This is a genomic window from Streptomyces tendae, assembly GCF_014650435.1.
Taxonomy (GTDB): Bacteria; Actinomycetota; Actinomycetes; order Streptomycetales; family Streptomycetaceae; genus Streptomyces; species Streptomyces tendae.
On the sequence record NZ_BMUY01000004.1, the window covers coordinates 557,763 to 571,465 of the forward strand.

11 protein-coding genes and 1 pseudogene are annotated in these 13,703 nt (G+C 75.7%); 1 reads left to right on the forward strand and 11 read right to left on the reverse strand.

All coding sequences use genetic code 11. The features are described from left to right. Positions 1-70: 70 nt before the first annotated feature. The 9 genes and pseudogenes from IE258_RS14605 to bdeA all read right to left on the reverse strand — a co-directional run bounded on the left by IE258_RS14605 (position 71) and on the right by bdeA (position 10,996). Positions 71-1,351 (reverse strand): ABC transporter substrate-binding protein, encoded by a 1,281-nt coding sequence (locus IE258_RS14605; RefSeq protein WP_189743493.1) that lies wholly within the window; start codon positions 1,349-1,351, stop codon positions 71-73. Further along, a complete protein-coding gene (locus tag IE258_RS14610; RefSeq protein ID WP_189743495.1) occupies positions 1,348-2,508 on the reverse strand; it encodes a branched-chain amino acid ABC transporter permease in 1,161 nt (386 codons plus the stop codon). Before IE258_RS14610 ends, IE258_RS14605 begins: the two co-directional genes overlap by 4 nt. Continuing rightward, complete coding sequence (locus IE258_RS14615) at positions 2,501-3,400, reverse strand: branched-chain amino acid ABC transporter permease (RefSeq protein ID WP_189743497.1); 900 nt, start codon at positions 3,398-3,400, stop codon at positions 2,501-2,503. Before IE258_RS14615 ends, IE258_RS14610 begins: the two co-directional genes overlap by 8 nt. Next, entirely contained in the window at positions 3,397-3,633 is a 237-nt protein-coding gene (locus IE258_RS42190; protein ID WP_435253290.1) for an ABC transporter ATP-binding protein C-terminal domain-containing protein, read from the reverse strand. The genes IE258_RS14615 and IE258_RS42190 overlap by 4 nt, the downstream gene beginning before the upstream one ends. 63 nt (positions 3,634-3,696) lie before the next feature. Then, a pseudogene (locus IE258_RS42195) lies at positions 3,697-4,143 on the reverse strand (ATP-binding cassette domain-containing protein); the annotation flags it as partial. 47 nt (positions 4,144-4,190) lie between these two features. Beyond that, positions 4,191-5,000 (reverse strand): ABC transporter ATP-binding protein, encoded by an 810-nt coding sequence (locus IE258_RS14625; protein WP_189743501.1) that lies wholly within the window; start codon positions 4,998-5,000, stop codon positions 4,191-4,193. 542 nt (positions 5,001-5,542) lie between these two features. Then, positions 5,543-6,826, reverse strand: coding sequence for a PucR family transcriptional regulator (locus tag IE258_RS14630; protein WP_189743503.1), 1,284 nt, complete (start codon positions 6,824-6,826; stop codon positions 5,543-5,545). 120 nt (positions 6,827-6,946) lie between these two features. Beyond that, positions 6,947-9,892, reverse strand: a complete 2,946-nt coding sequence (locus tag IE258_RS14635) for a LuxR C-terminal-related transcriptional regulator (RefSeq protein ID WP_189743505.1) — start codon at positions 9,890-9,892, stop codon at positions 6,947-6,949. Positions 9,893-10,063: 171 nt separating this feature from the next. Then, positions 10,064-10,996, reverse strand: coding sequence for a bis(hydroxyethyl) terephthalate hydrolase (gene bdeA, locus IE258_RS14640; RefSeq protein ID WP_189743507.1), 933 nt, complete (start codon positions 10,994-10,996; stop codon positions 10,064-10,066). Between the two features lie 390 nt (positions 10,997-11,386). Between bdeA and IE258_RS14645 the strand changes: the two genes are divergently transcribed. Next, the gene (locus IE258_RS14645; RefSeq protein WP_189743509.1) at positions 11,387-12,280 is read left to right on the forward strand and encodes a Gfo/Idh/MocA family protein; all 894 of its coding nucleotides are present in this window, start codon (positions 11,387-11,389) and stop codon (positions 12,278-12,280) included. A gap of 6 nt (positions 12,281-12,286) precedes the next feature. Here IE258_RS14645 and IE258_RS14650 read toward each other — a convergent pair whose 3' ends face one another. Continuing rightward, the gene (locus IE258_RS14650) at positions 12,287-12,658 is read right to left on the reverse strand and encodes a hypothetical protein (protein ID WP_189743511.1); all 372 of its coding nucleotides are present in this window, start codon (positions 12,656-12,658) and stop codon (positions 12,287-12,289) included. A gap of 141 nt (positions 12,659-12,799) precedes the next feature. Then, positions 12,800-13,699 carry a GNAT family N-acetyltransferase gene (locus tag IE258_RS14655; protein ID WP_189743513.1) on the reverse strand — a complete coding sequence of 300 codons (900 nt, stop codon included), beginning with the start codon at positions 13,697-13,699 and terminating at the stop codon, positions 12,800-12,802. Positions 13,700-13,703: the final 4 nt, after the last annotated feature.

Genomic DNA, 13,703 nt, shown 5'->3' on the forward strand with positions numbered 1-13,703 from the left:
AACCAGGGGCCGGATCAAGTGGCCGTCAAACCTGTTGCCGCGCACCGCAGTTGACGGCCACTCGATCAGGTCAGCCGCGCCCGGCCAGGTAGGCGTCCACTCCGGGCGCCTTGTGGGCCTCCTCCACGCCGACCAGGCCGCCGACCGCCTTGGCGTCGGGCTTCAGCACGTACGTGGACCGGCTGGCCGGCGCGGTCACCAGGGTGAAGTCCTGCGGGGTGCCGAGTCCGGTGTCGGCGTTCTTCTGCGAACGGTGCGCCTTGACCACGTCCTGGCGGGCGAGGCTGCCGCCCTCGCATGCCTTCTTCAGGTCGGCGCCCGTCAGCTGGGCGGCGTTGTATCCGGACAGCACGCCGGAGTCGACGGGCTCGCCCGGGTACGCCTTCTGGTAGGAGGCGACCATCTTCTTGACCCCCGGCAGGTCGGAGCTGACCGCCGGTGCGGCGCTGACGACGTGGACCATGGCCTCCAGCGCCGGCGCCGCGGGCGTCTTCAGCAGCTGCGGCGCGTAGCCGGGCGCGCTGGTGACGATCGGCACCTTCAGGCCGCGGGCGGCGGCCACTCCCGCGAGGGAGGCGGTCTGGGCGGGGCCCGCGCTGATCAGGATCGCCTTCGCCCCGGCCTTGCTCAGCGCGGACACCTGCGCGGTCAGGTCGGTGTCCGTGGCCTTGATCTTCTGCCCGGCGACCTTCATGCCCGCCTCCTCGGCGGCCCACTCGGAGCCCTCCAGCGCGTTGGCGCCGTAGTCGCCCTCGAAGTAGACGTGGCCGATCGTGTCGCCCTTGGCGATCTTCTTGGTGCGGGTGAGGAAGTCGACGGCGGCGATCATGTCCAGGTCGTAGGTGGTGCCGAGGACCTGTACGGAGTCCCGGCCGAGCAGGCTGGCCGCCCACGCCTGCGGGAAGGTCAGCATGTGGTCCCGCTCGATGTCGTCGAGCAGGGCGGCGACCACCGGGGAGCCGATGACCTGGGGCAGGGCGACGACGTTCGGCGCGATGTCGGCGTAGGCGGTGACCGCCTTCTGCACGTCGTAGCCGTGGTCCTTGACGACGATCTCCACCTGGCGTCCGCAGATGCCGCCCGCGGCGTTGGTCTCGTCGGCCCACATCTGCTGGGCCTGCACGATGCTCTTGCCCAGGGTGGCGTAGGGGCCGGTGAGGTCGGTCAGTGCGCCGAGTCTGATGGTCTTCTCGGTGACTCCGGGGCCGGACTTGACGCCGTCGGCGGCGTCGTCGGTGCTCCCGCCGTCCGCCTTGGAGCTGCAGGCGGTGCCCGCGAGCAGCACGGCGGCCAGCGCCGCGGCCAGGGCGGCGGTCCGGGTGGTGCGGGGCCTGGGGTGCGTGACGTTCACGGAGTGTGCTCCTTGGCTCGTGCGGTGGTGTCGGAAGCGGCGTCGGAGCCGGCCCGCCCGGGTGCGGGCGAGGGCCCGGAACCGGGCGGGCCGGTGACGGACGGGCGGCGGCGCAGGCGGGCCCGGGTGCGGCGGGCCAGTCCGTGCAGGCCGTCGGGGGCGAAGAGGAGGATCAGGACGATCGCCGCGCCGTAGAGGTAGCGGGACGCCTCGGTCGGGCCGATCGAGCCGCCGCCGGACCCGGGCGCCGCCACCAGGGGCAGCTGGTCGGCGTAGCGGGTCATCAGCAGGGGCAGCGCGGTGACGAAGACGGCTCCGGCGGTGGCTCCGGCCACCGAGCCGAGGCCGCCGATGACGATCATGGCGAGGTAGTCGACGGAGAGGGCGAGGGAGAAGTAGTCGGGCACCACGCGGCGGAAGGAGAGCGCGAGCAGTACGCCGGCGAGGCCCGCGTACATCGAGGAGACGACGAACGCGGTCGAGCGGTACCGGGCCACGTGCACGCCCATGACGGACGCGGCGGTCTCGCTGTCGCGCAGCGCCACCAGGGCCCGTCCGGGACGTCCGCGCAGCAGTCCGCGCGCGGTGAACCAGGTGACGGCGAACAGCACGAGGCCCAGGTACCAGAGCCGTTCCTCGGCGCCGAACGGCACGCCCAGGACGGTCAGTTCCGGATCGGACTCGGCGAAGGTGAAGCCGCCCAGCTCGAGCGGCGGCACCGAGCGGCCGTTGAATCCGCCGGTGACGGAATCCGCGGTGAGCAGGACGTGGTGGCCGAGGAAGACCAGGGCGAGGGTGGCGACGCCGAGGTAGATGCCCTTCACGCGTCCGGCGACGGGGCTGAACAGCCCGCCCGCCGCCCCGGCGAGCAGGACGGCGAGGACGGCGGCGACGGCGGGCGGCAGCCCGGGCCCTGGCTCGCCCGCCAGCCAGACGTACCCGTAGGCGCCCACGGCCAGGAAGAAGGCGTGCCCGAGGGAGAGCTGCCCGGCCGTGCCGCTGAGCAGACCGAGCCCGACGGCGCCGATGGCCGCGGCCATGGAGAACAGGCCGATGCGCAGCCAGAAGGCGTCCAGGTAGAAGGGCAGGGCGCACAGGAGCAGGGCGGTCAGCAGGAGCGGGCCGCGCCTGAGGAGAAGGGGTCGCAGGTCAGACACGGGCCGCTCCCTTCGCCGCGAAGAGTCCGGCGGGACGCACCAGCAGGACGAGCACCATCACGGCGTACGGCGCGACGTCGCCGAAGCCCTCGCCGAGGACGTGCAGGTCGGACTGGTAGCCGGCGACGAACGCCTCGGTGAGGCCGATCAGCATGCTGCCGACCAGGGCACCGACCGGGGAGGTCATCCCGCCGAGGATGGCGGCGGGGAATGCCTTCAGCGCGATCTGCCCGGTGGTGCGTTCGAGGCCGGGCGCCGGGAAGGCGACCAGGAAGACGGCGGCGAGGGCGGCGAGGGCGCCGGCCAGGCACCAGGCGACGGTGCGTACGCGGGTGAGCCGTACGCCCATGAGGGCGGCGGCCTCGCGGTCCTCCGCCGCGGCGCGCAGCGACAGGCCCCAGGGCGTGAACCGGAAGAGGGCGAAGGCGCCGCCGATGGCGACGGCGGACACCAGGATCGCGGCGATGCGGCTGTCGGCCACGGTCACCGGGCCGAGGTCGGTCACGGCGGAGCCCCAGGGGTCGCCGAGCGGCAGCAGGTCGCCGCCGATGCGCCGGGCGAGGTCGGTGACCAGGACGATGTCGATGCCGATGGTGACGATGGTCTGGACGTGGGCGGCGTGCGGGTCGGTCCCGCCGACGCGTTGCAGCACCAGCCGGTCAAGCGCCCCGGCCACGGCCGCCGTCACGAGGACCGCGACGGCCAGCGCCCCGGCGAAGCCGATGTCGTCGTGGAGGACGGCGACGAGGTATCCGCCGAGCAGCAGCAGCGAGCCGTGGGTGAAGCTCAGGACACCGGATGCCTTGAAGATGGTGACGAAGCCGAGGGCGATCAGGGCGTACACGGAGCCCAGGGCCAGCCCGTTGAGGAGACTGTCGAGGAAGCCGGTCATGCCGCGTCCTCCCCCGTGGTGGTGCCGAGGTAGGCGCGCAGCACCTCGGGGTCGCGCCGGACCTCGCCCGGGGTGCCGTGGGCGATGGCCCGGCCGAAGTCGAGGACGGTGACCTCGTCGGCGAGCCGCATGACCAGGCCCATGTCGTGCTCGACCAGCACGACGGAGAGGCCGAGTTCGGCGCGGATCTCCCGGACGACCTCGGTCATGCGGATGCGTTCGGCGGCGTTCATGCCGGCCACGGGTTCGTCGAGCAGCAGGACACGGGGCTCCAGACAGAGGGCGCGGGCGAGTTCGACGCGCTTTCGGTCGCCGTACGACAGCAGCGCGACGGGTGAGTCGAAGTGGGCGCCGAGGCCGGTGAGTTCGGCGATCTCGCGGGCCTTGGCGAGGTGCTCGCGCTGTTCGCGCACGGCGCGCGGCAGACGCAGGGCGCTGGCGGCGAAACCGGCGTGGGACAGGGCGTGCCGGCCGAGCATGAGGTTGTCGGCGACGGTGCCCTGGGTAGTGACGATGTTCTGGAACGTGCGGGCGACGCCCAGGGCGGCGATCCGGTGCGGGGCGAGCCGGGTCAGCTCCGCGGCGCCGAGCCGTACGGAGCCGGCGGTGGGGCGGTACAGGCCGGACAGGACGTTGAAACAGGTGGACTTGCCGGCGCCGTTGGGGCCGATGACGGCGTGCACGGTGCCGGGGGCGACGGTGAAGGAGACGTCGTCGAGGGCGAGGAGACCGGCGAAGCGCACGGTCACGCCGCGCACGTCGAGCGCGGGCGGTGCGGTGGCGGGGGTGGTCACGCGGCCCCCTTGCCGTCGGCGCCCTCGGTGATCTCGGCGCCCTCGGTGGCCTCGCCGAGGTAGAGGCGGCGTACGGCGTCCGTCCGCGCCAGGTCGGCGGCGTCGCCGGAGAGCCGGATCTCGCCGACCTCCAGGACGTGGGCGTGCTCGGCGAGCGACAGCGCCATGCCCGCGTTCTGTTCGACGAGGAGGACCGCGGTGCCCTGGGCATTGATCTCGCGGACGACCTCGGCGATGCGGTCGACCATCATCGGGGCGAGCCCGAGCGAGGGCTCGTCGAGGAGGAGCAGGCGGGGGGCGGCCATCAGGGCGCGGCCGATGGCCAGCATCTGCTGCTCCCCGCCGGACAGCAGTCCGGCCGCCTGGCGGGTGCGCTCGGCGAGTCGTGGGAACAGGGTGAAGACCCGCTCCCTGGCCTCGCGGACCTGGGCGGGGGCCCGCCGGTTGAGGCCGAGCCCGCCGGCCCGCAGGTTCTCGTCGACGGTGAGTCCGGCGAAGACCCGCCTGCCCTCGGGCACCTGGACGACTCCGGCGCGTACGGCGGCGACCGGGTCCCGGCCGTCCAGGATCGTGTCGCCGTAGCGGACCCGGCCGGCCGTGATCGCGCCGCGGTGCAGGCGCAGGGTGCCCGACACGGCCCGCAGCAGCGTCGTCTTGCCGGCGCCGTTGGCTCCGAGCAGGGCGACGACGGCGCCGTGCGGGACGGTCAGGGACACGGAGCGGAGGGCGGACAGTGCGCGCCCGTACGTCACGTCGAGGCTCTCGACGTGCAGCGCGGGCGCACCGTCCGGTGGTGCTGCGGGCATCGCGGCTCCTTGGGACCGGGCCGAAACGGCACGGTGACGGGTGAAGGGGGGAGCTCACGACAGCACGGGCGGCGGGGGCCGTACAGGGGTCCCGGGCAGGGCCGCTGCGGTGTCCCAGTCCGGGACGGCCGAGTCTGTGCGGATGCCCATGGGACCAAGTCCGGACGACGCCCGGCGAGCCGCTGCGCCCCGGCAGGCGCCCCATCCGGTCAGCGGGAAGCCCCGACCCGGGCTTGCGGGGCTCGGGAGCCCCGAAGCCCCGGCAGACGTTCCGTACCCAACGGCCCCGGGCGTGCGAGGGTCCCGCGCCTCCACGGCGCCCCGGCAGACGCACCGGACCCGGCGACCGTCGCCAGGCGAGCCGCCGCGCCCCGGCAGGCGCCCCGCCCGATCAGCGGGAAGCCCCGACCCGGGCTTGCGGGGCTCCGGAGCCCCGCAAACCCCGGCAGACGTTCCTCACCCCGGCAGCCCCGGGCTTGCGGGGCCCCCGCACCTCCACGGCCGCCCGGCAGACGCACCGGACCCGGCGACCGTCGCCCGGCTCAGTCGTGCAGGACCCGGCGGGCCGTCAGGGCCAGGCTGAACTCGACGACGTCGGCCGGGCGGGCCAGGGAGCGGCCGGTGAGTTGTTCGCAGCGGCGGAGGCGGTTGAGGACCGTGTTGCGGTGGCAGTAGAGGCGCTCACCGGCGCGCTGGGCCGAACCGTCGCAGTCGAGCCACGTGGTGAGCGTGTCGAGGAGCACCTCGCGGTCGGCGGGCTCCAGGCGGAGCAGCGGGCCGAGCACCTTCTCGGCGAGGGCCCGGCCCAGCTCGGGGCTGGAGACGACCAGGGCGGCGGGAAGCTGGTCGGCGAGTCGCACGGTGCCGCCCGCCGCGGGGCAGATGGCCAGGGCGGTGTCCGCGAGCCTTCGGGCCTCCCCGACGGCGGCGAGTCCGTCGACCGGGCTGCCGACACCGATGCGCAGGCCCGGGACGGGGACGGGGGGCGGGGTGCCGGGCTCGTGCGGGTCCGGGAGCCCCTCGTGGGCGTCGACCAGGACGATGCCGTAGTCGGCCTCCGCCCCGGCGTGCCAGTGGACACGGCTCCCGGCCGGTACGGCGGCGGCGCGGGCGGCCGCGGACCGGGCCGGCGGCCCGCCGGTGACTGCGACGACGGCATACCGGCCCTGTTCCGGGAGGCCGAGGACCCGCGCTGCCTCGGGCAGGTCGGCGATGCGGCCGGTGCCGTCGAGCAGCCCTGCCGCCAGCAGCCGGGCCCGGTTCTCGCGGCGCCGGCCGATCTGCCACTCGGTCTGCCGGTAGGCGTCCGCGACGAGGGTGCAGTGCTCGTCGACGAAGTTCCACACGTCGGCGGCCACGTGCACGAGGAGCCGCACGTCCTCCGGGGCGGCCCTGGACGTCTCCTCGACCAGCCGCTGCCACACCAGCGAGCCGCCCAGCCGGAAGGCGTGCAGCAGGGCGTCCAGCGGGAGCCCCTGCTCGGCGCGGGCGGCGCCGATCCGCCAGGAGCAGCGGCGGGCTGCGTCCCGGGCGCCGCGCGGGTCGAGCAGCGAGGCCACGCTGTGCCGCAGCGAGCGGTGGGCCTCCTGCCAGGTGGCGGTGGGGTCCTTGGCGAGGGCCGCACGGTAGGCGGGCTCCTGCTCCCGCAGCAGGGCTATCAGCCGGTCGGTCAGGTCGGGCAGGTCGTCGAGCAGGGCGCGGGCGGCCCGGTGCAGGACACGCAGGGCGTCGGCGTCGATCAACGACGTGACGCCGGGTGTCCGCGGGCGTGGAACGGGCGTCAGCCCGGTGCGGATCGCTGCTCGTGACCGTACGGCGTGCTGCATCGCGGTCCTCCCCGGGGCAGGGCTGGTGGAGGCGCCGCGCCGCGACGGGCCGTCCCGCCGCGCCGGGCCTGCCCCCTGACTCGTCCTGCCCCGAAGGATGGCATACCGTCCGGTCGGTCCCTAGTGTTCTGCACCGGTCTTTTCGTACGACCCGACCCGGCGGGTCTCTCGGGCCCCCTCGACCTCGTGGGCCTGCTCGGCCTCCCCCACCACGCGGGCCAGCTCCAGGCGGGACCGTACGCCGAGGGCGGCGAAGACCTTGCGGAGGTGGTAGTCGACGGTGCGGGTGCTCACACCGAGGGCCAGCGCGACCTCCCGGTTGGTGGCGCCCTCGGCGACGTGCCGCGCGATGCGCAGTTGCTGCGGGGTCAGGAGGCCGAGGCGGGCCGGTGCTCCGGTGCCGGTGCCCTGCGGGGCCGCCCCGAGGGCGCGCAGTTCGTCGCGTGCCTGTGCGGCCCAGACACCGGCTCCGCAGCGCTCGAAGCCGGCCAGCGCGGTGCCGAGCCGCCCTCGGGCCTCGCGCGGTCTGCGGCGCCGGCGCAGCCACTTGCCGTACAGCAGTGCGGTGCGGGCCCGCTCGAAGTCGCCGCCCGCCTCGTCGTGCCGGTCGAGGGCGCGGCGGTAGAGGGCGTCGGCGTGCTCCCCGGGGGCGAGGAGGGCGTGGCAGCGGGCCAGTTGGGCGGCGGCCTGCGGGTCGGCGCCGAACGCCGCCCAGTCGGCGAAGTCCGTGAGCACCGCACGGGCGTCCTCTTGGCGTCCGGCGAGCACCGCGGCCTCCACGAAGCAGGGCACGGCCAGCCGCCACACCGCGAAGTGGCCCCGGGCGGGCCCGGGCAGGACCAGCAGGCCGAGCCGGTCGGCGGCGTCGTAGGGGCGCCCCCGGCCGAGGTCGGCGCGGGCCGCCGCCCACTGGGCGAGGGTGGCCGCCTGGGCGAGTCCGTGCCGGCGGGCGGTGTCCAGCGCGGCCGTGACGTGCCGGGCGACGACGTCCGGTTCCTCCTCGATCGACGCGGCGAGCGCCAGCACCGCCCGGTGGTGGGCCGCCGTGTTGCGCTGCCCGGTCCGCAGCGCGGTGCGCAGCCCCTCCTCCGCGTGGGTACGGGCCTGTGGGTGCCGGCCGGCCCGCAGTTCGGCGTAGGCGAGGTACTCCAGCGCCTGAGGCACCAGCGTGTCGGACCCGAGCTGCCGGGCGGCGGCCAGGGCCCGGGCCCCGCCGCTGCGGGCGGCGTCCACGTCGCCGAGCAGCAGTGCGGCAGCCGCGGAGCGCAGCAGCGTCTGCGGCCGGTCCTCGGTCCTGCCCCGCTCGACCACCTGCCCGAGCGGTGCCCCGGCCCGGTCGAGCCGTCCTTCGAGCAGCGCCCGCATGCCGACGCGGTGGTCGTGTACGACGGCAGCGGGGTGCGCCGCGGCACCGCGGGCGTCGGCGGGCCCGTCGCTCCCGGGTGCCGGATTCTCCGGCCGGTGCGGCGGTTCGGGGGCGAGCGTGGCCAGGCACGCCGGCAGGTCACCCGCGGCCCAGGCCGCGTCGGCGGCGGCCAGTGCGGCGGCCGCGGCGTCGGCGGGCGCGTCCGCGGCGAGCAGGGACGCGGCCAGCAGCAGGGACTGGTGGGCGTCGCCGACCGGACCGTCCCGCAGTTCCGTGACGCCGCGCACCAACTCGGCCCGCCCGCGCACTGCGGCGGGCGCGGCGCTGTCACGGGCCGCGGCGAGTAGGGGGCGGGCCCGGTCGGGGCGCCCGGCGAGCAGGGCCTGCTCGGCCGCGGCGATGTACCGCTCGGCCCGCCGCGCGCCGTCGGCCGTCAACTCGGCGGCACGGGCGTACGCGGTCGCGCGCAGCCGGTGCGAGGCGGGCACCGCGCCGTCGGCCGCCACCACCGCGAGCCGGTCCGCCACGGCGGCGATCCGGTCCGCCGAGGCGGACGCGGGCCCCGGGCCGCCCAGGGACCACGAGCGGTGCAGCAGACCGGTGAGCCGGTGCCCGCCGGTCTCCAGCGCCTCGGCCAGCGCCCGGTGCACGGCGCGGCGCCGCTCGGGGGTGGCGGTGGCGTGCACCGTACGGCGGACCAGCGGACTGCGGAAGCGGAGCCGGTCACCGGCCAGGACGAGGTGCTCGGGCAGCGGTTCCGCACGGGGGCCGGGTCCTGGTTCCACACGAGGGCCGAATCCTGGTTCCACACGGCGGTCGGGTCCCGGTTCCGCACCGGGGCCGGGTCCCGGTTCCGCGTCCGCACGGGGGCCGAATCCTGGTTCCGCATGCGGCCCGGGCCCCGGTTCCGGCCGCAGGTGCCGCAGCGCGTCGTGGACCAGTCCGGCGTCGACGTCCGTGCCGTCCTCGGTCTGTCCGGCCGCCGCCACCGTCAGCAGCAGGTCCCGTGCGTGGGCGGACGAGCCGCTCGGCGCGCCGCCCGCTACCTCGGCGAGGGCCGCCGCGTCGGCCAGCGGACGGGGCAGCGGCCGGTGCCCGCGCAGCTCGGCGGGTGACAGCCGGCGCACGAGCGCGACGATGAGGGCGGGGTTCCCCTCGGCCTCGGCCAGGAGCTGCTCGCGGACGGCCGGGGCGGCGACGCCGTCGGTCGCGTCGTCGAGCAGGGCGGCGGCCCCGGACGGGGCCAGCGGGTCCAGGTGGACGACGGGCAGCCGGGCGAACTCCGGGGCGACGGCGCGGTCCGAGGCGACGGAGAGCAGCAGGCCGACCCGGTCGGCGGTGCTCAGGCGCCGCACCGCGCGGCCGAGCGCGGTCCGTGCCGGCGCGTCCCACAGGTGGGCGTCGTCCGCGCACACCAGCACGGGCGCCGCGGCGGACGCCGCCCGCAGGGTGTCGAGCAGTTGTTCGACGGTGACGTGGGCGCCTCCGTCGGGGCCGGGACCGAGGTGGAGTACGGGCCCGGCCCGGTAGGAGCGGGCGGCCCAGCGGAGCAGAGTGGTGCGGCCGAGCCCGGGTTCGCCGGCCACGAGAAGGTGGCCGCCGTGGTGGGGCAGCGCGTCCAGGAGCGCGCGCAGCGCCTTGCGTTGAGTGCTCCGGCCGTGGATCCGCACGGCCGTACGTACGGTCGTCTCTCCGGTCATTTTCGGGAGGTTACGCGCGCGTAACCGGAGGCGGAAGGCACCGATCCGCCCGCGCCCGCCCGGGCATCCGCGCCGTCACCTGCGGTGGGACGCCCGGGCGGGCGGCTGGGGCACTGTGCCGGCGCCCAAGGGGCCCCGGCCCCGGTCGTGCGCCGGCACAGCGGTTGGGGGTCAGGAACCGTGCGGGCAGTTGCCCCGGTACTCCTCGATGGTCAGACTCGGCCGGGGCAGCGGGCACAGGAACTGCTCGTAGCGGGTGTCGTTGTCGATGAACCGCTTGAGCCAGGAAACGCTGTACTTCGCGATCGTCGTGTTGGACAGGTTGGGCGAGAAGTGCGTCGCCCCGTTCAGCTCCAGGTAGGCCCGGTCGGTCGCGGAGGGCAGGGTGGAGTAGAACGGCTCGGCGTGCGAGGCCACGGGGGCGATCGTGTCGCCGTCGGCCCCCACGATCAGCGTCGGGGTGCTGACCTCGGGCCAGCTCTTGTCCAGGTTCCAGGGCGTGAGGGGGATCGCCGCCTGGAGCGACGGCCGGGACTTGGCGGCCTCCAGGGTGCCGCCGCCGCCCATGGAGTGGCCCATGACCCCGAGGCGGCTGCTGTCGATCCGGCCGCGGACGGAGCTGCGCTCGGTGAGATAGTCCAGGGCGGCCAGCAGCTGCCGGCCGCGTGAGTCGGGCTGGTCCAGCGTCGTGTTGGTGTCGATGGTGAACACGACGAAGCCCTGGGAGGCCAGCCGCGGTCCGAGCCAGGCCATGGAGGACTGGTACGCGGTGAAGCCGGGCGCGATCGCGACGGCGCCGAACGTGCCGTCGCTCGTGCTGGTCGGGTAGTAGATGGTGCCGCCGCCGAAGCCGGTGACCGCGAGGGAGGAGACGCTGGTGTCGGCCACGGAGTAGGGGCCGCGCAGCGCCTCGATGCTCGACTCGGTGGGCGCCGGGCCGCGCTCGTACGGGTTGTCGGCGGCCTGGGCGCCCGGGCTGGTGAGGGTGGAGAGCGCGACGACCGCGGCCACGGCGGCCGTCAGGCCGGCGAGGCGCCGCCGGGCGCCGCGGAAGGCGGGGCGTGAGGCCCCGGGGGCGGCGTGGGTGTGGGGGTTCTGCTGCACGAGGGGTGGTCCTCTCGGTCGTGGCGAGCGGTCGGCCGGTGATCGCACACGGCCCGGAACGCGTGGGGTCGCGTCCCGGGACATCCGCCGGGCGGCCTCGCCGATGGGTTGGCGCTGCCACTGTCGAGCGGCGGGACGGGAGGGGGGATCGGCAATATCACCGGTCTTCGCACGGGCGGGCCGCCGACGTGAGGGCCGCCAGGCCCTCCCCCGCGTTCCGCCAGCCGCGCTGCCGGACGCACCGGCCTCCCGGCCGCTCACGTTCTCCGCCCTGTCGGCACGGCCCGCCGGTGTGGCACGCTCGACGGCGGCCGGGGTGTCGCACGCCGGCCGTCATGGAGGATCGTCGGCCGGCCCGTTCCCGGACCGGCACCGTGGAGAGGCGACGGGATGCGCATCGGACTGCTTGGCACCGGCCCCTGGGCGGACATGGCACACGCCCCCGCCCTGGCCGGGCACGGCGACCTGGACTTCGTGGGCGTGTGGGGCCGCCGCCCGGACGCCGCCAAGGAACTGGCGGAGCGGCACGGCACCCGGGCCTACGACGACGTCGACGCCCTGCTGGCCGACGTGGAGGCCGTCGCCGTCGCGCTGCCTCCGGCCGTGCAGGCCGAGCTGGCGGTGCGCGCGGCGCGTGCCGGGTGCCATCTGCTGCTCGACAAGCCGCTCGCGGCGACGGTGGCGCAGGGGCGGGCCGTGGTGGAGGCGGTACGGGCGGCCGGCGTCGCCTCGGTGGTCTTCTTCACCACCCGGTTCCAGCCCGAGACCGAGGCGTGGATCGACCAACAGGCCGCAGTGGACGGCTGGTTCACGGCACGGGCGCAGTGGCTGGGCGCCTTGTTCGGGGACGGGGAAGGCGACAGCCCGTTCGCCGCCTCGCCGTGGCGGCGCGAGAAGGGCGCCCTGTGGGACGTGGGTCCGCACGCCCTGTCCGTACTGCTGCCGGTCCTCGGTGACGCCCGGCGCGTGACGGCGGCCGCGCCGGGGCCCGGGGACACCGTCCACCTGGTCCTCGACCACACGGGCGGCGCGTCCAGCACGCTCACGCTCAGCCTGACGGCGCCGCCCGCAGCGGCGGGTGCCACGGTGGAACTGCGCGGCCGGGCCGGGGTGACGCTGCTCCCGGAGACGACGGAAGGTCCGGTGCCCGCGCTGCGGCGGGCGGCGGACGCGCTGCTCAGCGCAGCGGAGGGCGGACGCCCGCATCCGTGCGACGCCGCGTTCGGGCTGCGGGTGACCGAGATCCTCGCCGAGGCCGAGGCCCTGCTGACCGACCGCAGGTGACCGCGCTCAGCGGTTGGTCCGCTGCTCCTGCTCGAAGGGTTCGTCGCTCCACCGGAACCAGGCCCGGTCGCCCTCGATGTGCAGCAGGAACTCGGCGACCTGGCCGTCGGGCGACACCAGCCGCACGCGTCGTCCGATCTCGGCGCTGACCGCCTCCCACTCGGCCCGGTGCTCGGCGCCGTCCCGTTCGACGAGGGCGAGTTCGCGGACGAACAGGTCCCGTACGGCGCCGTAGGCGGGCCCGGCGCGGAAGCGCCCCGACAGCCAGGGGAAGTCGGCCTCCTCGATCAGGATCTCCCCGATCTCCGCGCCGGTTCCTTCCCGTCCCCCGGTGTCCGGCGCCCCGCGCACGTGCCAGGTCTCGCCCTCGAACCCCATACCGCCTCCGCCGCACCCGCGTCGTGATCACCCTGCGGGGTCAGCATGCCACCCGCCGTCGACACCAGGCCGGTGTCGCCCCGGCCCGGTCGTCCGATCCGGCCGTCCGGCCCGGTCGACGGGTCCGACCGTCCGCTCCGGTCAGCGCCCGGCGTCCGTGGGGCGGAAGTTGATCCTCTCCCGCACGACCGGGTAGCCGGCCTTGGCGAAGTTGGCGGCCATGGGGTGGTTGCCCCGGTCCGTCGCGGCGGCGACGAACTCGGCGCCCCGCTCGGCCAGGAAGTGGGTGCACTCGGCCAGCAGGTCGTAGGCGTAGCCGCGCCCGCGGTGTTCCGGCAGGACGCCGATGAAGCCGACGCACGGGCCGGACGGGTTGTGCACGGGGATGTGCATGCCCGCGAGTTCGCCCTGCGCGGTGTATGCCAGCTGCCACCACTCCCGCGGCGACGGGCACCAGTGGAAGAAGTCGAGGTCCGCCTGTGCGGCCCGGTCGAGCCCGCCCTCCGCGATGTCCATCAGCGCGTGGGCGTCGAGGGTGGCGGAGTGGATGCGCCGCAGGGCGTCGAAGAAGGCCGCGTCGTCGGGCTCCGGGCGGAAGTCGAGTCGGCCGGGCCGCTCGGGGAGCCCGCACTCGGGGGTCCAGCGGTACAGGAAGCGTTCGACGAGGAGTTCGTACCCGGCCGCCCGCGCGGCGGCGTAGCGCGCCTCGGTGGCGGTGCGCGTGGCGGGGTCCTCGCGCCAGGTGCCGGGCGGGTTCAGTTCGAGTTCGACCTGCCAGGGCGCGCTGCGCAGGAGTTCGGCTCCGGCGTCCTCCTCGCCCTCGGCCACGTCGAACCAGTTGACGGTGACGGGTCGGGTGTCGTCGGGGCCGCCCCACCAGGCGGCCCGGGCGACGACGGTGCCGTCGCGCAGGGCGACCCGCTTCCAGTCGGGGCGGTGGCGGGTGCGCCGGTGGCCCTCACGGGCGCCCAGCGGGTCGGGCAGGGTGTCGAAGAGATGGGCGTCGCTCGCGTCGAGCGCGCGGATGACCAGATCGGTCACGGAT